General features: G+C 42.4%; 21 protein-coding genes. 19 read left to right on the top strand and 2 right to left on the bottom strand.

All coding sequences use genetic code 11. The annotated features are described in order from the left end of the window. Nucleotides 1–70 precede the first annotated feature (70 nt). Nucleotides 71–832: a tRNA threonylcarbamoyladenosine dehydratase gene (locus AC0VZ9_RS21400; protein WP_009333078.1), complete on the top strand. Its 762-nt coding sequence runs from the start codon at nucleotides 71–73 to the stop codon at nucleotides 830–832. Nucleotides 833–892: 60 nt separating this feature from the next. On the opposite strand, the gene AC0VZ9_RS21395 is transcribed toward AC0VZ9_RS21400, so the two are convergent. Continuing rightward, nucleotides 893–1,411 (bottom strand): hypothetical protein, encoded by a 519-nt coding sequence (locus AC0VZ9_RS21395; protein WP_009333077.1) that lies wholly within the window; start codon nucleotides 1,409–1,411, stop codon nucleotides 893–895. Nucleotides 1,412–1,582: 171 nt separating this feature from the next. Here AC0VZ9_RS21395 and AC0VZ9_RS21390 point away from each other — a divergent pair, with 171 nt between their 5' ends. Together AC0VZ9_RS21390 and AC0VZ9_RS21385 are read left to right on the top strand one after the other, a co-directional pair. Further along, nucleotides 1,583–2,524, top strand: coding sequence for an ABC transporter ATP-binding protein (locus tag AC0VZ9_RS21390; RefSeq protein ID WP_019382904.1), 942 nt, complete (start codon nucleotides 1,583–1,585; stop codon nucleotides 2,522–2,524). Then, nucleotides 2,502–3,461 carry an ABC transporter permease gene (locus AC0VZ9_RS21385; protein WP_475396709.1) on the top strand — a complete coding sequence of 320 codons (960 nt, stop codon included), beginning with the start codon at nucleotides 2,502–2,504 and terminating at the stop codon, nucleotides 3,459–3,461. The genes AC0VZ9_RS21390 and AC0VZ9_RS21385 overlap by 23 nt, the downstream gene beginning before the upstream one ends. Nucleotides 3,462–3,505: 44 nt before the next feature. On the opposite strand, the gene AC0VZ9_RS21380 is transcribed toward AC0VZ9_RS21385, so the two are convergent. Further along, nucleotides 3,506–4,771 carry a replication-associated recombination protein A gene (locus AC0VZ9_RS21380; protein ID WP_251175127.1) on the bottom strand — a complete coding sequence of 422 codons (1,266 nt, stop codon included), beginning with the start codon at nucleotides 4,769–4,771 and terminating at the stop codon, nucleotides 3,506–3,508. A gap of 254 nt (nucleotides 4,772–5,025) precedes the next feature. Here AC0VZ9_RS21380 and AC0VZ9_RS21375 point away from each other — a divergent pair, with 254 nt between their 5' ends. From AC0VZ9_RS21375 to AC0VZ9_RS21300, 16 genes are all read left to right on the top strand, one after another. Beyond that, nucleotides 5,026–5,712, top strand: a complete 687-nt coding sequence (locus tag AC0VZ9_RS21375; RefSeq protein WP_009333073.1) for a YczE/YyaS/YitT family protein — start codon at nucleotides 5,026–5,028, stop codon at nucleotides 5,710–5,712. Then, the gene (gene cymR / locus AC0VZ9_RS21370; protein WP_009333072.1) at nucleotides 5,712–6,131 is read left to right on the top strand and encodes a cysteine metabolism transcriptional regulator CymR; all 420 of its coding nucleotides are present in this window, start codon (nucleotides 5,712–5,714) and stop codon (nucleotides 6,129–6,131) included. Before AC0VZ9_RS21375 ends, cymR begins: the two co-directional genes overlap by 1 nt. Before the next feature lie 68 nt (nucleotides 6,132–6,199). Next, nucleotides 6,200–7,342, top strand: coding sequence for a cysteine desulfurase family protein (locus AC0VZ9_RS21365; protein ID WP_009333071.1), 1,143 nt, complete (start codon nucleotides 6,200–6,202; stop codon nucleotides 7,340–7,342). Nucleotides 7,343–7,398: 56 nt separating this feature from the next. Then, a complete protein-coding gene (mnmA, locus tag AC0VZ9_RS21360) occupies nucleotides 7,399–8,514 on the top strand; it encodes a tRNA 2-thiouridine(34) synthase MnmA (protein ID WP_258752407.1) in 1,116 nt (371 codons plus the stop codon). A gap of 115 nt (nucleotides 8,515–8,629) precedes the next feature. Continuing rightward, nucleotides 8,630–9,295 carry a tetratricopeptide repeat protein gene (locus AC0VZ9_RS21355; RefSeq protein ID WP_019382898.1) on the top strand — a complete coding sequence of 222 codons (666 nt, stop codon included), beginning with the start codon at nucleotides 8,630–8,632 and terminating at the stop codon, nucleotides 9,293–9,295. Nucleotides 9,296–9,319: 24 nt separating this feature from the next. Continuing rightward, nucleotides 9,320–11,746: an SF1B family DNA helicase RecD2 gene (recD2, locus tag AC0VZ9_RS21350; RefSeq protein ID WP_475396708.1), complete on the top strand. Its 2,427-nt coding sequence runs from the start codon at nucleotides 9,320–9,322 to the stop codon at nucleotides 11,744–11,746. Nucleotides 11,747–11,809: 63 nt separating this feature from the next. Next, entirely contained in the window at nucleotides 11,810–11,971 is a 162-nt protein-coding gene (locus tag AC0VZ9_RS21345) for a hypothetical protein (protein WP_175502159.1), read from the top strand. 37 nt (nucleotides 11,972–12,008) lie between these two features. Continuing rightward, nucleotides 12,009–12,161: a hypothetical protein gene (locus AC0VZ9_RS21340; RefSeq protein ID WP_475396707.1), complete on the top strand. Its 153-nt coding sequence runs from the start codon at nucleotides 12,009–12,011 to the stop codon at nucleotides 12,159–12,161. Between the two features lie 101 nt (nucleotides 12,162–12,262). Beyond that, nucleotides 12,263–12,733: a PRC-barrel domain-containing protein gene (locus tag AC0VZ9_RS21335; protein ID WP_009333065.1), complete on the top strand. Its 471-nt coding sequence runs from the start codon at nucleotides 12,263–12,265 to the stop codon at nucleotides 12,731–12,733. Between the two features lie 15 nt (nucleotides 12,734–12,748). Continuing rightward, complete coding sequence (locus AC0VZ9_RS21330; protein ID WP_009333064.1) at nucleotides 12,749–12,940, top strand: hypothetical protein; 192 nt, start codon at nucleotides 12,749–12,751, stop codon at nucleotides 12,938–12,940. Nucleotides 12,941–12,964: 24 nt separating this feature from the next. After that, nucleotides 12,965–13,099 carry a YrzQ family protein gene (locus AC0VZ9_RS21325; RefSeq protein WP_475396706.1) on the top strand — a complete coding sequence of 45 codons (135 nt, stop codon included), beginning with the start codon at nucleotides 12,965–12,967 and terminating at the stop codon, nucleotides 13,097–13,099. A gap of 156 nt (nucleotides 13,100–13,255) precedes the next feature. Continuing rightward, complete coding sequence (locus tag AC0VZ9_RS21320; RefSeq protein ID WP_475396705.1) at nucleotides 13,256–14,344, top strand: AI-2E family transporter; 1,089 nt, start codon at nucleotides 13,256–13,258, stop codon at nucleotides 14,342–14,344. 383 nt (nucleotides 14,345–14,727) lie between these two features. Next, nucleotides 14,728–17,361 (top strand): alanine--tRNA ligase, encoded by a 2,634-nt coding sequence (gene alaS / locus AC0VZ9_RS21315; RefSeq protein WP_475396704.1) that lies wholly within the window; start codon nucleotides 14,728–14,730, stop codon nucleotides 17,359–17,361. A 242-nt stretch (nucleotides 17,362–17,603) separates the two neighbouring features. Beyond that, nucleotides 17,604–17,870 carry an IreB family regulatory phosphoprotein gene (locus AC0VZ9_RS21310; protein WP_475396703.1) on the top strand — a complete coding sequence of 89 codons (267 nt, stop codon included), beginning with the start codon at nucleotides 17,604–17,606 and terminating at the stop codon, nucleotides 17,868–17,870. Nucleotides 17,871–17,872: 2 nt separating this feature from the next. Continuing rightward, nucleotides 17,873–18,289 (top strand): Holliday junction resolvase RuvX, encoded by a 417-nt coding sequence (gene ruvX, locus AC0VZ9_RS21305; RefSeq protein WP_026041800.1) that lies wholly within the window; start codon nucleotides 17,873–17,875, stop codon nucleotides 18,287–18,289. A 14-nt stretch (nucleotides 18,290–18,303) separates the two neighbouring features. After that, nucleotides 18,304–18,588: a DUF1292 domain-containing protein gene (locus AC0VZ9_RS21300; RefSeq protein WP_009333059.1), complete on the top strand. Its 285-nt coding sequence runs from the start codon at nucleotides 18,304–18,306 to the stop codon at nucleotides 18,586–18,588. Nucleotides 18,589–18,790: the final 202 nt, after the last annotated feature.

Below are 18,790 nucleotides of genomic sequence, written 5' to 3'. Positions count from 1 at the left end.
TGATATATTCATTATCGGGTATAAGATAATACATGCTTTTTAAATAACATCTGATGGAGTTGATTTATATATGCTTCACCAATTTTCCAGGAATGAATTGGCTATTGGCAAAGAAGGCCTTGAAAAAATGAAAAATAGTACCGTGGCAGTACTGGGCATCGGCGGAGTTGGTTCCTTTGCAGCGGAAGCACTGGCGCGTTCCGGTGTTGGACGGCTTGTTCTGGTTGATAAAGACGATGTTGATATTACAAATGTGAACAGGCAGGTCATCGCTTTATTATCCACTGTCGGGAAACCAAAGGTGGATTTAATGAAAGAAAGAATCAAGGATATCAATCCTGACTGTGAAGTTATTGCTTTAAAAATGTTTTATACAGAAGAAACCTATGAGCAATTCTTTGATTATGGACTCGACTTTGTAGTTGATGCTTCCGATACGATTTCTTATAAAATTCATCTAATGAAAGAATGCCTGAACAGAGGGATTCCAATGATCTCAAGCATGGGTGCTGCAAATAAAATGGATCCGACCAGGTTCCAGATTGCTGATATCTTCAAAACTCATACTGACCCGATTGCTAAGGTTATCCGCACACGCCTGAGAAAAGAAGGAATCAGAAAAGGCGTTCCGGTTGTATTCTCCGATGAAAGCCCGATCGTTATCCGGGAAGATGTCCGCAAAACAGTTGGAAAAGATGATGCTGAAATAAGAAAGGCCAAAATGCCGCCTTCTTCCAACGCATTTGTTCCTTCTGTTGCAGGTTTAATCATGGCTAGCTACGTAACTAGAGAACTACTAAGCGATATTAAAATTGCACGTGTAAATGACTGAAAAGAGACCGGCTTTCTGCAGGCCGGTCTTTGCGCATATTAATGTTTTGGAATCCTCGAATCAATGAACAGCTCTTTTCTCTTCATTGCTTTCATGCTTCAGAAGCTGGTCGGCTTCTTTCAGGATGCTTGCCATTTCCTCGTATTGCATAAGCTGATGTTTAAATTCCGCTTCTTTTTCCTTCAACCTTCTAATTAACTGCTGATTTTGAAGTTTTAAGTGCATTTGTTCTTCATGCAGACGTTTATTTTCCTTCATTTGTTCTGAAATAGGCTGTGTTTTCGCAAAGTTCCTTAGGAAGCGTATAACTTGAGCCAAATTTTCAGGGGGAACAGAGTCAGGATTTTCATGGGTTTGACAGGCTGCATTATTGCTTGAGATTTCTTGGGTTCCATAATCTGTCCTTTTTGTTATGACTGTGTTCCAGCGGTATTGGCAGGCTGAAACTGTACGGCCGAGTTCAGTACTTGCCTTCTTAAAAGCTGATGCTTTTGAATCCCCATTTGATGTGTATTCAAGTACTGTCTCTTCGAGTAATTGATCCTCTTCCGGTTTCCATAAATCTTTCCGTTCCTTCATTCCTTTAACCACCTCGGAAAATACGATTGTTAGGCTTATCGTCACCCTAATAGATGAAAATATTCCATTCTCAGTTGTTGAAAGGTAAAATAGTGTAAGTCAAATAATAATCCCGACTTTAAAGGCGTCTGCAAAGAACTGGACTTTAAAAGATGGGAGGAGGTTGCCTAAATGGATACTCTTGTAGAAATACAGGACGTTACAAAAGTAATAAAAGGAAGAACGATTATTGATTCTGTCAGCTTTGAGGTGAAAAAGGGAGAGGTATTCGGTTTCCTTGGCCCAAACGGTGCGGGGAAGACCACCACTATTCGAATGCTGGTGGGCTTGATCGGCATTACTTCCGGGGACATTAAAATTCTTGGCAGCAGCATCAAAACAGATTTTGAAAAGGCGGTTTCCCATATTGGAGCCATTGTGGAAAATCCTGAGATGTATAAGTTTTTGTCAGGCTATCAAAATCTGGTTCATTATGCACGAATGTCAAAAGGTATAACTAGAGAAAAAATTGATGAAACGGTTGAGCTTGTAGGACTGGCGGATCGGATTCATGATAAAGTCAGAACATACTCGCTAGGCATGAGGCAGAGGCTTGGTCTGGCACAGTGTCTTTTGCATGATCCCAAAATCCTCATTCTGGATGAACCTACGAATGGGCTTGACCCTGCCGGCATCAGGGAGATTCGGGATCACCTGAGGATGCTTGCAAGAGAAAGAGAAATGGCTGTCATTGTTTCCAGCCATTTACTATCTGAAATGGAAATGATGTGTGACAGAATCGGCATTATTCAAAACGGGAAGTTGATTGATGTTCAGCACATCAGTGATTTTGTACAGGGGAAAGAAAAAGTTTACGAAGTAGAAGTGGATGATCCTGGAAAAGCAAACGGAATTTTACAAGGGGCACATCCTGGTTTGCCTGTACAGCTTACAGAAACTAGTGTGATACTTTCGCTTGTCCGGGAAGATATACCTGAAATGATAAAAGTGTTTGTCCAGGAAGATATGAAAATATTTGCCGTTCGTGAAGTGACCAAAACATTGGAAGACCGTTTTCTGGAAGTAACAGAGTACAAAGGGGGTGCAGGTGATGCTCGGACTGATTCAAAATGAATGGATGAAAATTTTTAGGCGGCCGGGCACATACGTCATGATCGGACTTCTTTTAATTATGACGACTGTTGCAGGCGCCTTTATAAAATATCAGGAAAGCGGAGGGACAGTCCCGGATAATTCGGAATGGAAAAAGGGACTGCAGACTCAAAACGAAAGCTATAAAAAACAGCTTGAAGAGATGGGGGAAATGGCTCCCAGAGATATGAAGGAACAGTATCAGAGGGAGATTGCCATAAACGAATACAGAATTAAGAATGATATTTCACCGAATCAGGAATACTCTATCTGGGGATTTGTATCTGACACCTCACAGCTGATTGAATTTGCCGGCCTGTTTACGATTATTATTGCCGGGGGAATCGTGGCGAGTGAGTTTACATGGGGAACCATCAAACTACTTTTGATTAGGCCTATTAAAAGAGTTAAAATCCTGGGAGCAAAGTATATTACCGTGATTTTATTCGGTCTGCTGGTGCTGGCCGTCCTCTTCGGATATTCAGCACTGCTGGGCGGACTCCTCTTTGGATTTCCTGCAGAAGCATTTCCTTATTTATATTATTACAATGGAACAGTGATAGAACAAAGCATGGGACTTCATCTGATAGCTTATTATGGTCTTAAATCCATTAATATGCTTATGCTTGCAACCATGGCTTTTATGATTTCAGCTGTTTTCAGGAATAGCTCGCTGGCGATAGGACTTTCCCTGTTTCTGATGTTTATGGGAGGACAGGTCACAAGGCTGATTGCAATGAAATATGATTGGGCCAAGTACAGCCTTTTTGCCAATACAGACCTCCTTCAATATTTTGAAGGAATGCCAATGGTTCACGGGATGACGATTGGATTTTCCATCATGATGATATTTATATATTTTCTGCTTTTCCAGGTACTTGCATTTTATGTGTTTAATAAAAGGGATGTTTCTGCTTAAAAGCCCAAATAGCAAAAGGTCTGGCATTGCTGCCAGACCTTTTGCTATTTAAGAAGTTTTTCATAGACAGATGCTAATGCCTGTTCGAATTTGCCTGTTTTCTTAGGCTGATAATATACCTTGTTTTTAATTCTGTCAGGCAAGTACTGCTGTTTGACCCAGCCTGTTTCATAATCGTGAGGGTATAAATATCCGATGCCCCTGCCAAGCTCTTTTGCTCCTTTGTAGTGGGCGTCCTTCAAGTGATCAGGGACTTCACCGCTTTTGCCTGCGCGGATATCCGCTATTGCGGAATCCAATGCTGTGTATGCTGAATTGGATTTTGGAGAGAGGCAGAGCTCAATAACCGCATTTGCAAGCGGAATCCTTGCTTCCGGGAATCCAATCCTTTCAGCTGTTTCTATAGCTGCAAGGGTTCTGGCTCCGGCTTGCGGCGATGCCAGTCCAATATCTTCATAGGCAATAACCAAAAGTCTTCTGCTTATGCTTTGCAGGTCGCCTGCTTCAATTAATCTTCCTAAATAGTGCAATGCCGCATTTACATCGCTTCCGCGGATGGACTTTTGAAAACCGGATAAGACATCGTAATGGGCATCTCCATCTTTATCGTGTGTAAAGCTTTTGCGCTGAATGCATTCCTCGGCAACAGACAAATCAATCTTAATGATTCCTTCTTCATCTTCTTTAGTTGAAAGGACGGCCAATTCCAATGCATTTAGCGAGCTTCTGACATCACCATTTGAAGCGGTGGCAAGATGTGTAAGTGCATCATCGGTAACTTCCGTTTGTCTATTGCCAAGGCCTCGTTCCTTATCCAGTAAAGCCCTTGTCAGTGCTTTTTTTATATCATCAGCAGACAGCGGCTTTAGTTCGAAAATTTGGCATCGGCTTCTAATAGCCGGGTTAATTGCATGATATGGATTGCTGGTTGTGGCGCCAATTAAAGTGATGCTGCCATTTTCAAGATAGGGCAGCAGGAAATCTTGTTTGCCTTTATCAAGTCTATGGACTTCATCCAGCAGCAGAATAACCTTTCCGGACATTTTGGCCTCTGCCGCTACCACTTCCATATCTTTTTTATTGTTAGTCACAGCATTTAAAGTACGGAAAGCGTATTTGGTGCTCCCTGCAATGGCACTTGCAATCGAGGTTTTGCCTATACCTGGGGGGCCGTACAGAATCATCGATGACAGCTGCTTAGCCTGCACCATGCGATGGATAATTTTTCCTTCTGAAACAAGGTGCTCCTGGCCAATGATTTCATCAATCGTTCTAGGCCTCATCCGGAATGCAAGAGGTTTAATGTTCAAAGTTATCACTCCAGCCTTTTGCTGGCAGCCTTCAGTCTGCCTATCAATTTTCAGCAAAGTTTTCGCTTTCTATTTAAGATACCATAACATTTCCTGCTGCGAAATCAATTAGGCTACAGCCGGTATTGTACTGAGTCCAATCCCGGCCCGCCCCTTTTCCTCCTAAAATATGCTATAATGTCAAAAGTCTATAATATTACTAAGGATTTAAACTTCATATATATTTGCAGGTCTTGCGGGGAGCGTTGGGGCACATGATACTGAAAAATAAAGGGCAAATCGGTTCCAGGTTTTTGATTTATCTAATAGGGCTGCTTGTCATGAGCCTGGGGATTGTTTTGTTAATTACAGCTGATTTAGGGGCAACCCCCTGGGATGTTCTGCATGTAGGACTCTACTACCAGCTGGGCCTGACGATAGGCAGCTGGTCCATTATTGTTGGGATATTCATATTAGCTGCTGCAGCCCTTATTTCAAAGGAACTTCCACAAGTCGGTGCTTTCTTGAATATGGTCCTGATCGGACTGTTTATTGACGCTTATCTGCTTTTGCCATTTATGCAGACCCCTGATGGGCTGGCGGGAAAATTGGCCATGTTTGGTTTTGGCATAGTTGTTTATTGCTATGGAATGGGGCTGTATATTTCGGCTCAGCTCGGAGCTGGGCCAAGGGATAGCCTGATGATTGCATTAACAGCAAAAACCGGCTGGAAAGTCAGAAATGTCAGAGCTTTAATGGAAATTGCTGTACTGACTGTTGGATGGCAGCTTGGGGGCCCTGTATTCTGGGGCACAATTGTGCTAAGTCTTGCAGTCGGGCCAATTGTCGGTGCTGCTTTGCCGCAGTGTCAGGCTTTAACTGACCGATTTTTGGCAAAACTTAGAGAAAAGGATATCTATGCGAATCAAATGCTTAAAGAAAAGGATAGAGGTGCAAGCTGATGAAAATATCTACTAAAGGACGTTATGGGTTAACTATAATGATTGAATTAGCCAAAAAGCATGGGGAGGGTCCCACTTCGTTAAAATCGATTGCCCAGACGAATGACCTGTCTGAGCACTATCTCGAGCAGCTTATAGCGCCGCTTCGGAACGCAGGGCTTGTTAAAAGCATCCGAGGTGCATACGGCGGATATATTTTAGGGAAAGAGCCTACAAAAATTACTGCCGGGGATATCATCAGAGTTCTGGAAGGGCCGATCAGTCCAGTGGAAGGAATTGAAGATGAAGAGCCTGCAAAGAGAGAACTATGGATGCGTATTCGTGATGCTGTGAAAGATGTGCTTGATAACACAACGCTTGAAGATCTTGCCAGCCATACAGATACCGGCGAATCAGATGCTTATATGTTTTATATTTAGTCCTTAATCAGGGAATAATTCATGTGGAAAATACAAGCAGCAGGACGAAATGAAGTAGGTGAGATAAATTGGAAAGAATATACCTTGATCATGCAGCAACTTCGCCAATGCATCCGGAAGTGATTGAACGGATGACTGAAGTCATGAAATCTGAATATGGAAATCCTTCCAGCATTCATTATTTCGGGCGGAGTGCACGCCATATTGTCGATGAAGCAAGGTCTGCTTTAGCAAACAGTATTGGTGCAAAAGCCAATGACATTATTTTTACAAGCGGCGGTACAGAAGCTGATAATCATGCGATTTTTGGAACAGCTGAATCTTGCCGCGATAGGGGCAAACACATCATCACAACCCAAATTGAACATCATGCGGTTTTGCATGCGTGTGAGGAGCTTGAAAAACAGGGCTTTGAGGTAACGTATTTGCCTGTTGATCCAAATGGGCGTGTTTCGGTAAAGGAAGTAGAAGATGCTTTGCGGGAGGATACCATTCTTGTAACCATTATGTACGGAAATAATGAAATAGGGACCCTTCAGCCGATTAAGGAAATAGGCGAGTTATTGGCGGAGCATCCTGCTAAATTCCATACCGATGCTGTTCAGGCTTACGGGCTTGAAAAAATTGATGTGCAGGACTTGAAAGTGGATTTGCTTTCCGTCTCCGCCCATAAAATTAATGGCCCAAAAGGGATCGGCTTTTTATACGCCCATCCTGATGTGAAACTTTCTTCACGGCTTTTTGGCGGTGAACAAGAAAGGAAGCGCAGGGCAGGAACTGAAAATGTTCCATCTATTGCAGGCTTCGAGGAGGCTGTTCGGATCACTCAGAAGGAGATGGAAACTAAGCGGGAAGAGCTGCATTCTTTAAGGAAGCTGTTCATGAATAAACTGAAGCAGGAAGGTGCTGTTTTTGAACTGAACGGATCACTTGATTATTCCCTGCCTCATGTTTTAAACTTAAGCTTTCCCGGAACAAATGTTGAAGCCATGCTAGTTAATCTTGATTTGGCTGGAATAGCAGCATCAAGCGGATCGGCCTGTACTGCAGGCTCCATCGATCCATCCCACGTCCTTGTCAGTATGTTTGGAAAAGGATCAGACAAACTGCAAAATTCCATCCGTTTCAGCTTCGGCCTCTTTAATACAAAGGAACAAGCTGAAAGTGCTGCAGAACAGACTGCTAAAATCGTGAAGCGGCTGGCTAAATAGATAGGATATTTGAAAAAAATGCAAGTCTAAGCGTTTAGAATTGAGGTGAAATAGAAATGAAAAAAGATCCAAAGGATACCCGCGTAGTGGTCGGAATGTCCGGAGGCGTTGATTCTTCTGTTGCAGCCCTTCTTCTGAAGGAACAGGGGTACGATGTGATCGGGATTTTTATGAAAAACTGGGATGACACCGACGAGAACGGTGTTTGTACCGCCACAGAGGATTACAATGATGTCATCCGGGTATGCAACCAAATCGGAATTCCTTATTATGCAGTAAACTTTGAAAAGCAATATTGGGATAAAGTGTTTACCTACTTCCTTGAAGAATACAAGGCAGGACGAACGCCCAATCCTGATGTCATGTGCAATAAGGAAATAAAATTTAAGGCTTTCCTTGAACACGCTATGAGCCTTGGCGCAGACTACCTGGCTACTGGCCACTATGCACGCGTGGAATTCAGGGATGGCGAATACAAAATGCTAAGAGGCCTTGATGATAATAAGGATCAAACGTATTTCCTGAATCAGTTAACACAGGATCAACTCGAAAAAGTTATGTTTCCTATTGGCGACATTGAAAAATCAAAAGTGAGAGAACTGGCAAAGGATGCCGGTTTGGCAACTGCAGCAAAGAAAGACAGCACGGGCATCTGTTTTATTGGTGAACGCAACTTCAAGGAGTTCCTTGGAAATTACCTTCCCGCTCAGCCAGGGAACATGGAAACCATGGACGGAAAGATTGTCGGCAAGCATGATGGTCTGATGTATTATACCATTGGGCAGCGACATGGACTTGGCATTGGCGGAGCAGGTGAACCATGGTTTGCAATCGGTAAAGACCTGAAGCGGAATGTCTTGTATGTTGGACAAGGCTTCCACAATGAAATGCTCTATTCAGACTCCATTATTGCTGTTAATGCAAGCTGGGTTACCCATTCAGAACAGCCGCAGGAATTTGAATGTACGGCTAAGTTCAGATACCGCCAGGCTGATAGCAGAGTAAAGGTTCAGATTCTTGGAGATGGAAAAGTACAAGTTATTTTTGACGAGCCAATCCGAGCTGTTACCCCGGGGCAGGCTGTTGTTTTTTATAGTGGAGACGAGTGTCTTGGCGGCGGAACAATTGATAAAATATTCAAAGATGGCAAACAGCTGGATTATGTGGGTTAAGAAAAGACGGGCCCCCGATTCTTACATAGAATCGGGGTTTTATTATGGAAATAGCGGACAGCGGAAAATGAAAATTCAAATATGCTATACTTTGATTTGAATGGAGTGATGAATAATGGATAAGAACCAAATGGGTATTCAATATATGCAAGAAGGAAAATGGGAAGAAGCAGCGAAGGTTTTTATGGAAGCAATTGAAGAAAATCCTTCTGATCCTGTTTCCTATATTAACTTTGGAAATGTGCTATCAGCTGTAGGGGAAAACGAAAAAGCGCTGAAGTTGTATGAAAAAGCAATAGGACTTGATGAAAACGCGGCAGCTGCGTATTACAGTGCGGGAAACTTATATTATGAATTGCAGCATTTTGACGAAGCCAAAAAGATGTTTGAAACAGCATTGAAAAAAGGCCTGGAAACTGGAGATAACTTCTTCATGCTCGGTATGTCCCTAACAGCACTTGACCAGGGTAAACTGGCTTTGCCTTATTTGCAGCGCAGTGTGGAGCTGAATGAAAACGATGCCGAAGCACATTTTCAATATGGATTATGCCTTGCGCAGCTCGATTATATTGATGAAGCAATCCAGCAGATGAAAAAGTGCATTGAAATTGAGCCGGAGCATGCAGATGCCTATTACAACCTTGGAGTAGCTTATGGATTTAAAGAACAGGAAAATGAAGCACTCTCTTACTTTAATAGGGCACTGGAAATTCAGCCGGACCATATGCTTGCCGGGTATGGAAAAAAGCTGATTGAAAAAGGCGGCAGTGACTTGAGCTAAATGTATTATGGGGAGGATAAGGAAATGGAGAAACAGGATTCCATGGATCTTTTTGTCGAACAGGGAAAGTTCATAAAAGGCAGACATCTTGTCACAATCTTTCATAATGAGCAAAACTTATATACGGTTGTGCGAATCCGGGTTGATGAAACGAATGACTCTTATGATGAAAAAGAAGCGGTCATTACAGGTTATCTGCCAAAGATGCATGAGCAGGAAACGTATATTTTCTACGGTGAATTCAAGGATCACCCTAAGTTCGGTGTCCAATTCCACGCAAGCCATTACCGGAAAGATCTTCCCCAGACCAAACAAGGTGTAGCCAATTATTTATCAAGCGAATTATTTAAAGGGATTGGAAAGAAAACCGCTGAGCAAATCGTTGAAACACTTGGCGAAGATGCGATTACACGCATTCTGAATCAGCCGTCTCTTCTCGATAAGGTTCCAAAACTGTCACCTGAAAAAGCAAAATTGCTTTACGACACGCTTATGGAACATCAAGGCCTTGAGCAAGCCATGATTGCGCTAAATCAATATGGTTTTGGTCCGCAGCTTTCCATGAGAATTTATCAAGTATATAAAGAAATGACGATTGAAGTCGTCCAAAGCAATCCGTATAAGCTGGTTGAGGATATAGAAGGAGTCGGCTTTGGCCGTGCAGATGAACTGGGATATCAAATCGGCATATCAGGTAATCATCCTGATCGTATTAAAGCAGCCTGCCTCTACATACTTGAAATGGAAAGCATGCAGGCAGGCCATGTTTATACTGAAGCAAAACCTCTTCTGCAAAGTGTGAAGAAGCTTTTAGAAGAAAATAAGCGTGATAGCATTGAATACAGGGATATATCCAATGAACTGATTAAGCTTGAAGAGGAAGGGAAAATCATGGCTGAAGGCCAAAAAATATACCTTCCATCCCTTTACTTTTCTGAAAAGGGACTTGTAACCAATATTAAACGGATCCTTAAGCAAACACAATATGATGAACAGTTTCCGGAGTCGGAATTTCTTTTGGCCCTTGGCAATCTGGAGGAACGTCTGGGTGTTCAGTACGCCCCGACCCAAAAAGAAGCCATTCAAACAGCTCTTATGTCTCCTATGCTGATACTGACTGGCGGCCCTGGTACAGGAAAAACAACCGTTATTAAAGGAATTGTTGAGTTATATGCCGAACTGCATGGCTGCTCCCTGGAGCCAAAAGACTATAAAAAGGAAGAGCCTTTTCCCTTCCTGCTGGCTGCGCCTACAGGAAGGGCTGCAAAACGGATGGCCGAGTCAACAGGGCTGCCTGCGGTAACCATCCACCGCCTGCTTGGCTGGAATGGGACCGAAGGGTTTGACCGGCATGAAGAGAGTCCATTGGAAGGCAGGATTTTAATTGTAGATGAGACATCAATGGTTGATGTTTGGCTTGCTAATCAGCTTTTCAAGGCTCTCCCTGAAAATATGCAGGTGATCCTTGTGGGGGATGAAGATCAGCTGCCCTCAGTGGGGCCAGGCCAGGTTTTAAAAGATCTTTTGCGTTCAGAACGTATTCCTACCGTTCGTTTAACAGATATATACAGGCAGGCTGAAGGATCCTCAATCATTGAATTGGCTCATGAAATGAAAAAAGGCAAACTTCCGGCGAACATTTCTGCACAGCAGACAGATCGTTCCTTTATCAAATGCCAGCCGGGCCAAATTGCGGATGTTGTTGAAAAGGTTGTCCTGAATGCCAAGAAGAAAGGTTATTCTTCAAAAGATATTCAGGTGCTTGCCCCTATGTACCGCGGACCTGCAGGAATTGACAGGCTAAACGAAATATTGCAGGAAATACTAAATCCAAATCCTGATGGAACGAGAAAAGAGCTGTCCTTCGGTGATGTGAAATACAGAATCGGCGATAAAGTCCTTCAGCTTGTCAATCAGCCTGAGAATAATGTGTTTAATGGGGATATGGGTGAGATTGTTTCTATTTTTTACGCAAAGGAAAATACGGAAAAACAGGATATGATTGTCGTATCCTTCGATGGTGCAGAAGCTACATACACAAGGCAGGATCTTAATCAGATCACGCATGCCTACTGCTGTTCAGTCCATAAATCCCAGGGAAGTGAATTCCCTATCGTCATTTTGCCAATTGTTAAAAGCTATTACAGGATGCTTAGGAGAAATCTTCTTTATACCGCCATTACCCGCAGCAGACAATTTTTAATACTGTGCGGTGAAGAAGATGCGTTGAAAATCGGTGTGGAACGTGCGGATGAACAGGCCCGACTGACAACTCTTTCAGAAAAGCTTAGAGATGCCATTCCATTAAATGGTGAAACAATACAGGAAGATACAGCTGAGTTATCACTGCCTGAAACCTTAACCCTCGAAGAAAGGCTTCTCCAAGCCGATCCAATGATAGGAATGGGAAGTATAACACCGTATGATTTTATGGAAAAAGAGTATAGCTAAAAAGAACAGTCTTAATAACAGACTGTTCTTTTTGTATACCATCAGATTTCGAGGGGGGATTTCATGGGAAAGTGGAATGAAGAAGCTGCACCAAACAACAATATGGCTTCAGAAGAGCTGTCAGCCTCCAATCTAACCTCCAGCGCTGACCTGGTTAAAGGGGATACTAAGAAAGATTCAGCCAAAGGGGAATTAAATAATCCTGGCAATAGAAGCACTGTGTAGTCGTTTGATTATAAATTTATATATAGGAGCAGTGAACATGAATAATAAAAGCAGAACCTCTCTTCTCAATCTCCATGGTGTGAAACGGCGTAAAAAGCCGCAGCAGCCGGATTATGAATTTTCAGAGGAACTTTCGGATGGTGGAGAGCGTAATGAGCGCTTTAATAAGCGGAGATATACTGGCAAGTAAAAGGGAAAGAAAAAATGTTTTGGCTCCCATGGCAAAGGTTTTTCGTCATGTTTTTTAAGGGACAGTGAAAACTAAAAATGTTCGGGAAGGCGGGATTCTCTTTGCGGACATTTTCTTTATTAAAGGGTTTGCCGGTTTTTGAATTGAAAACCGGCAATAAAGCAGGCGATATTTGTGATTTATCCATCACAGGCACCGGTAAAGTACAGGGATTACTGCTGCGAAAGGGCGCTCTTCTGAAAAAGACATATATCATCAATATTGAGGACGTAACATCTTTTGGCTGGGATGGAGTAATGATTGAAGATTCCTCTGTTCTGCAAGCAATTCCAAAACATGAGGATTATACATGTGAGACCCATAACCGGTTAACAGGCAAAATGATTATGAGCCAGGAAGGTGAACGGCTGGGCTTACTTGAGGATGTATACTTCAGGGAAGAATTGGGCACGATTGTAGGGTACGAACTGTCGGATGGCTTCTTTTCAGATGTGCTGGAAGGAAAACGTGTCATAAAAACCGATGACCCGCCTGCAATAGGAAAAGACGCCATAATTGTAAATGTAAAATAGTGAGGTGTCTTTTCCGTGCTGAAATGTCCAAATTGCCAGAGCAAAGATATTGGAAAAATTGGAATTAACCAATATTACTGCTGGAATTGCTTTATAGAACTTTCCTTGGCCAAGGGGGTTATTAATACCCATCAGGTAGAGGAAGATGGTACACTTAGCTCCCTTGATGATTTATTTGAAGAAGATGAGCGCAGGTATCTTTCGTAATTTTGGACGAAAGAGGTGAGCAGATTGAACAAAATATTAACCTCTGCAATGATGCTTGGTGCAGGTATGGCGGCTTATAATTACGCCAAAAAAAATAATATGATATCAGGCCGAAAAATGAAACGCATGCAAAAAAAAATAACGAAAGCTTTATTCTAAAAATGATTTTGGGGCTGGTTCTTAAAAAGGGCCAGCTTTTTTGTGTAATGGAATGGCTGATTTCCTCTCATGTACAAATGTCTTGCGCTTATCTTATTAAGCACATGTATAAATCCCCAGGAACCTATCACAATAAAAACAAGGAGGCGGGCCATATTGAATATTCAAATGAAATGGTACTACCGGCTTGGATTTCTGCTTCTCTTGTTTATTGTGATTTTAGTCTTCCTAAAGCTTCAGGCATTATGGATGCCTGTACTGGAAATCTTATTTGCGGTATTCATACCGTTTGTTATTGGAGCATTTATTACATATCTCCTTCACCCGATTGTGGAGAAATTGCATGAAACTGGCCTTCATAGGGGGCTTGCCGTTTTTATTATATATTTTTTATTTTTCGGAGGAATCAGCCTTGCTTTATATAAAGGGATTCCGGCTTTTATTCACCAATTGCGTGATCTTGCGGAAAATGCTCCTCAATTTGCCAATCAGTACCGGGGATGGATAGACCTTATTCAGAGTAAAACATCAACATGGCCTGATGGCCTGCAAACCAGGATAGATGATTTCATTGCAGCGGTGGAGAAACGGTTGAATAATCTTTTATCAAAGGTAATCACATTTTTTCTTAATGTATTGAATTATGCTGTGATTATCGCTGTTATTCCCTTCATTTCTTTTTATCTGCTTAAAGATTTTTCGATTATGAAAAAGGCTGCCTGGTATTTGACGCCAAGGAAATGGAGAAAGGAAGGCGTCTTATTCTTAAGAGATGTAGATAAGTCCCTGGGAAGCTATATTAGAGGACAGCTTTTGGTATGTGCGGCCATCGGGGCCATTTCTTCTCTGCTTTTCTGGATCTTTGATATGCGCTACCCTCTTTTGCTTGGCACTATAATAGGGGTCACTAATGTAATCCCTTATTTTGGCCCAATTATTGGAGCGGTACCGGCTGTTATCATTGCCTCTGCTTTATCGGTCAAGATGATCGTGATTACGGTTGGCATCATTATTGTTCTTCAGTTTCTTGAGGGGAATATCCTATCACCCCTCATTGTTGGAAAAAGCCTTCATATGCATCCGCTTCTTATTATGCTGGCCTTGCTGGCTGGCGGGGAAGCAGCAGGGATATTGGGATTAATCATTGCAGTTCCAATTTTAGCTGTCATTAAAGTAAGCATCATACATGCGAAAAAACACTTTTCAAAAAATAAACAACCAAAAATCACTGGAACATCATCATGATGTTGACAACAATAAAGATAAATCGCTATAATTCGTCTATAAAGCTATATTAAACATGTTGAAGGAATAAGTATGTTATAGGCCATCTGCGTGAAATGCTACTATTGCATTCACATAAGAGAGGGAGTTCCCAGGCTGAAAGAACTCCTAGATGAAGGATAACAGAAAGCTAATCCCGAGTGCAGCTAATCCCTGCCGTTTATCCGCGTTAAGGATCTGAGAGATGGGAGATTTCCTAATGAACTGGATAAAGGTCTGGTCATTGGTTCATAAACTTCCATAATCAGGGTGGTACCGCGAGCAAGCTCTCGTCCCTGTCCAGGGATGAGGGCTTTTTTTGTGTTTTTTTAAAGCTTTTACATAATTTTAGGAGGCTGGTTAGTATGAAACAATTATCAGGTGCAGAAATACGCCGAATGTTTTTAGACTTCTTCAAGGAGAAAGGACACGCTGTTGAACCCAGCGCTTCCCTAGTTCCGCACGAAGACCCTTCTCTGCTTTGGATTAATAGTGGTGTTGCCACTCTAAAAATATATTTTGACGGCCGTGTCATCCCAGAGAATCCAAGGATTACAAATGCCCAAAAATCCATCCGCACCAACGATATCGAAAATGTAGGCAAAACAGCAAGGCACCATACATTTTTTGAAATGCTTGGCAATTTCTCAATTGGTGATTACTTTAAAGAAGAAGCCATCATTTGGGCCTGGGAGTTTTTGACTGATAAAAATTGGATTGGGTTTGAAGATGAAAAGCTATCTGTTACGATTCATCCCGAAGATGACGAAGCTTTTAAAATCTGGCGGGAAAAAGTGGGGGTTCCGGAAGAAAGAATTATCCGCCTCGAAGGAAACTTCTGGGATATTGGAGAAGGCCCAAGCGGCCCAAATACAGAAATTTTCTATGATCGCGGACCCGAATATGGAAATGACCCGGAAGATCCTGAACTATACCCAGGCGGTGAAAATGATCGCTATTTAGAAGTTTGGAACCTTGTGTTTTCTGAATTCAATCATAATCCGGATGGCACCTATACGCCTCTTCCAAAGAAAAATATTGATACCGGTATGGGTCTTGAACGGATGGCATCTGTCGTACAAAATGTGCCTACAAACTTTGATACAGATTTATTTATGCCGATTATCCGAGGAACAGAAGAAATCTCGGGCAAGAAATATGGAGCTTCTAAAGAAACCGATGTTGCATTTAAAGTTATTGCTGATCATATCCGCACAGTAGCATTCGCAGTGGGGGATGGTGCACTGCCTTCCAATGAAGGACGGGGTTATGTTTTGAGAAGATTGCTTCGCCGTGCAGTCAGATATGCCAAGCAAATCAATATAAATGAGCCATTCATGTATGATTTGGTGCCGGTAGTAGGGGAAATAATGCATGACTTCTATCCGGAAGTAAAAGAAAAAACAGAATTTATTCAAAAAGTCATCAAAAATGAAGAAGAACGTTTCCATGAAACACTTCATGAAGGTCTGGCCATCCTGTCATCTGTAATTAAGAAAGAAAAGGAAAAAGGCAGTGTTACGATTCAGGGGGCAGATGTCTTCCGACTTTATGATACGTATGGATTCCCCGTAGAATTAACTGAGGAATATGCGGAAGAAGAAGGAATGAAAGTGGATCATGCCGGGTTTGAAAAGGAAATGGAAGGTCAGCGTGAGCGTGCACGTTCAGCGCGCCAGGATGTAGATTCCATGCAGGTCCAAGGCGGCGTATTAGGTGAGTTGAAAATTGAAAGCGAATTTGTTGGATATGATAAGCTTCAGACAGCAGCTAAAGTAGCAGCCATCGTAAAAGACGGGCAGCTAATTGATGAAGCCCATGCTGGTGAAGAAGTCCAGCTGATTCTGAATGAAACACCATTTTACGCAGAGAGCGGCGGACAGATTGCGGACCAGGGAACTCTTAAAGAAGAGGGTTTAAAGGTTTCCATTAAGGATGTTCAAAAAGCGCCAAATGGACAAAACCTTCATAGAGCTGTCATTGAAGAAGGGACGCTGAAGGCTGAAGCATCTGTATTGGCTTCGGTAGATGAGCAAATACGTTCTAAGGTAATCAAGAATCACACAGCAACTCACTTGCTTCATCAGGCTTTAAAAGATGTATTGGGAAGCCATGTCAACCAGGCTGGATCTCTGGTAGGTCCTGATCGCCTGCGCTTTGACTTCTCTCATTTCGGTCAAATTACCTCTGAAGAACTGGAGAAGATTGAGGCTATTGTCAACGAACAAATTTGGGAAAGCCTTGATGTTGATATCAATTTCAAAGATATTGACGAGGCAAAGGCAATGGGGGCTATGGCACTATTTGGAGAGAAATATGGAAAAATTGTCCGTGTTGTTCAGGTTGGAGATTATAGTCTTGAGCTTTGCGGCGGGTGCCATGTTCCGAACACTTCTTCGATCGGATTGTTTAAGATTCAATCGGAAAGCGGAATTGGGGCAGGAACTCGCAGAATTGAAGCTGTAACCGGCGAGGCTGCATACAAGCTGATGAATGACCAGATTCATGTTTTAAAAGAAGCTTCAGGCAAATTAAAAACCAATCCAAAAGATTTATCTTCAAGAATTGATGTGCTGCTTGGAGAAATGAAGCAGCTGCAGCGAGAAAACGAATCTTTAGCTGCGAAATTGGGCAATATTGAAGCAGGGAGCCTGGTATCAAAGGCAAAAGAAATCAACGGCATTACTGTTCTTGCTGAGAAGGTCCAGGCGTCAGACATGAATAACCTGCGCAATATGGCCGACGATTTAAAACAAAAGCTCGGATCTGCAGTTGTTGTATTAGGCAGTGTAAATGAGGGTAAAGTGAATATTATAGCTGGGGTAACAGATGACCTTATCAAAAAAGGTTTCCATGCGGGCAAAGCGGTCAAAGAAGTCGCTGCAAAATGCGGCGGCGGAGGAGGCGGCCGTCCGGACATGGCCCAGGCTGGCGGAAAAGACCCGGAAAAACTTGAAAGTGCTCTGCAATTTGTGGAAGAATGGGTTAAATCCGTTTGATATCCCTGAGAAGTAGTGTAAAATGAAGGTAACCAAGAGAAATTGTTCATCATCAGGAAGAAACAGCTTGTTCTTCACCATGTTTTCCTGTCACGAACAAGATCATTTATTGATCGCTCTGTATATTCAGGCGGCAGGCCAAACCGTTATGAAGAGCAGGACAAGCTGGCTGTTCACCGGATTTCAGTTCCGGCACATTTAAGCTATCCTCATCCTTCATACAGAAAAGCGAGGTGTAAGATATGAGCTCATTTGATAAAACAATGAGGTTCAATTTTCCTGAGGAACCAATCGAACAAGATGTGAATGAAGTTCTTTTTCAAGTTTATGAGGCCCTCCAGGAAAAAGGGTATAACCCTATTAACCAAATTGTCGGTTATCTGCTGTCCGGGGATCCAGCTTACATTCCCCGCCATAAGGATGCCCGCAATATCATCCGTAAACTTGAACGGGATGAGATCATCGAAGAATTGGTTAAATCATACTTAAAACAGCAGCGTGAGGGGTAAACATGCGGACTATGGGACTGGATGTCGGCTCTAAGACAGTCGGCGTCGCTCTAAGTGATGCGTTTGGATGGACAGCGCAGGGCTTGGAAACCATCAAAATCAGCGAGGAAGAAAAAGAGTTTGGTTTTGAAAGAATTAGTGAAATAATAAAAGAGCATGAAGTCAGTAAAATTGTTGTCGGCTTGCCTAAAAATATGAATGGAACCATTGGCCCCCGCGGAGAAGCAAGCCAGTTCTATGCTTCAGAGCTGGAAAAGCTATTTGGTCTTCCAGTCGTATTATGGGACGAACGTCTCTCTACAATGGCAGCTGAAAGAGTTTTGCTTGAAGCGGATGTCAGCCGCAAGAAACGGAAAAAGGTCATTGATAAAATGGCAGCCGTCATGATTTTACAAGGCTTTTTAAATAGCCAAATTTAATGAGGTGAACAGAAATGAACCATGGAGATAACAACATTACTGTAATTGACGAGGAAGGCAACGAGCAGCTTTGCGAAGTATTGTTCACGTTCGATTCCGAAGAATTCGGCAAATCATATGTCCTGTACTACCCAGTGGGGGCAGATGAAAATGATGATGAAGAAATTGAAATTCATGCATCGGCATTCAGCCCAAGCGAAGACAGCAAGGACGGCGAACTGCAGCCAATCGAAACAGAAGAGGAATGGGATTTAATTGAAGAAATGCTTAACACATTCCTTGATGAGCAGGAAGATTAATAAAACTGGCCCCCGGGCCAGTTTTTTTATTTTCTCTGGATTTCTGATATTAGTTCAGATGGACCATAATTAATAAAATCAGGAGTGAAAAATGTGGAAAAAATTGGCGAATCTTTTTGGTTTTTGTAATATCCTGCGACTTCCAAAAGAAAATATAGTATAATAAGCCGAGATGTATCAGGAATTATTCTTAGGCCTGTTG

This window comes from Cytobacillus sp. QJM3NY_8, from assembly GCF_056173585.1.
This window is presented reverse-complemented; position numbering and strand designations above follow the sequence as displayed.

Excerpts from the sequence above, each read along its gene's own strand:
- AC0VZ9_RS21345 (WP_175502159.1), top strand. The coding sequence starts at position 11,810 with ATGGGAAAGTGGAATGAAGAAGCTGCACCAAACAACAATATGGCTTCA.
- AC0VZ9_RS21300 (WP_009333059.1), top strand. The coding sequence starts at position 18,304 with ATGAACCATGGAGATAACAACATTACTGTAATTGACGAGGAAGGCAAC.
- mnmA (WP_258752407.1), top strand. The coding sequence starts at position 7,399 with ATGAAAAAAGATCCAAAGGATACCCGCGTAGTGGTCGGAATGTCCGGA.
- AC0VZ9_RS21340 (WP_475396707.1), top strand. The coding sequence starts at position 12,009 with ATGAATAATAAAAGCAGAACCTCTCTTCTCAATCTCCATGGTGTGAAA.
- AC0VZ9_RS21310 (WP_475396703.1), top strand. The coding sequence starts at position 17,604 with ATGAGCTCATTTGATAAAACAATGAGGTTCAATTTTCCTGAGGAACCA.
- AC0VZ9_RS21395 (WP_009333077.1), bottom strand. The coding sequence starts at position 1,411 with ATGAAGGAACGGAAAGATTTATGGAAACCGGAAGAGGATCAATTACTC.
- recD2 (WP_475396708.1), top strand. The coding sequence starts at position 9,320 with ATGGAGAAACAGGATTCCATGGATCTTTTTGTCGAACAGGGAAAGTTC.
- alaS (WP_475396704.1), top strand. The coding sequence starts at position 14,728 with ATGAAACAATTATCAGGTGCAGAAATACGCCGAATGTTTTTAGACTTC.
- cymR (WP_009333072.1), top strand. The coding sequence starts at position 5,712 with ATGAAAATATCTACTAAAGGACGTTATGGGTTAACTATAATGATTGAA.
- AC0VZ9_RS21400 (WP_009333078.1), top strand. The coding sequence starts at position 71 with ATGCTTCACCAATTTTCCAGGAATGAATTGGCTATTGGCAAAGAAGGC.
- ruvX (WP_026041800.1), top strand. The coding sequence starts at position 17,873 with ATGCGGACTATGGGACTGGATGTCGGCTCTAAGACAGTCGGCGTCGCT.
- AC0VZ9_RS21355 (WP_019382898.1), top strand. The coding sequence starts at position 8,630 with ATGGATAAGAACCAAATGGGTATTCAATATATGCAAGAAGGAAAATGG.
- AC0VZ9_RS21375 (WP_009333073.1), top strand. The coding sequence starts at position 5,026 with ATGATACTGAAAAATAAAGGGCAAATCGGTTCCAGGTTTTTGATTTAT.
- AC0VZ9_RS21390 (WP_019382904.1), top strand. The coding sequence starts at position 1,583 with ATGGATACTCTTGTAGAAATACAGGACGTTACAAAAGTAATAAAAGGA.
- AC0VZ9_RS21385 (WP_475396709.1), top strand. The coding sequence starts at position 2,502 with ATGCTCGGACTGATTCAAAATGAATGGATGAAAATTTTTAGGCGGCCG.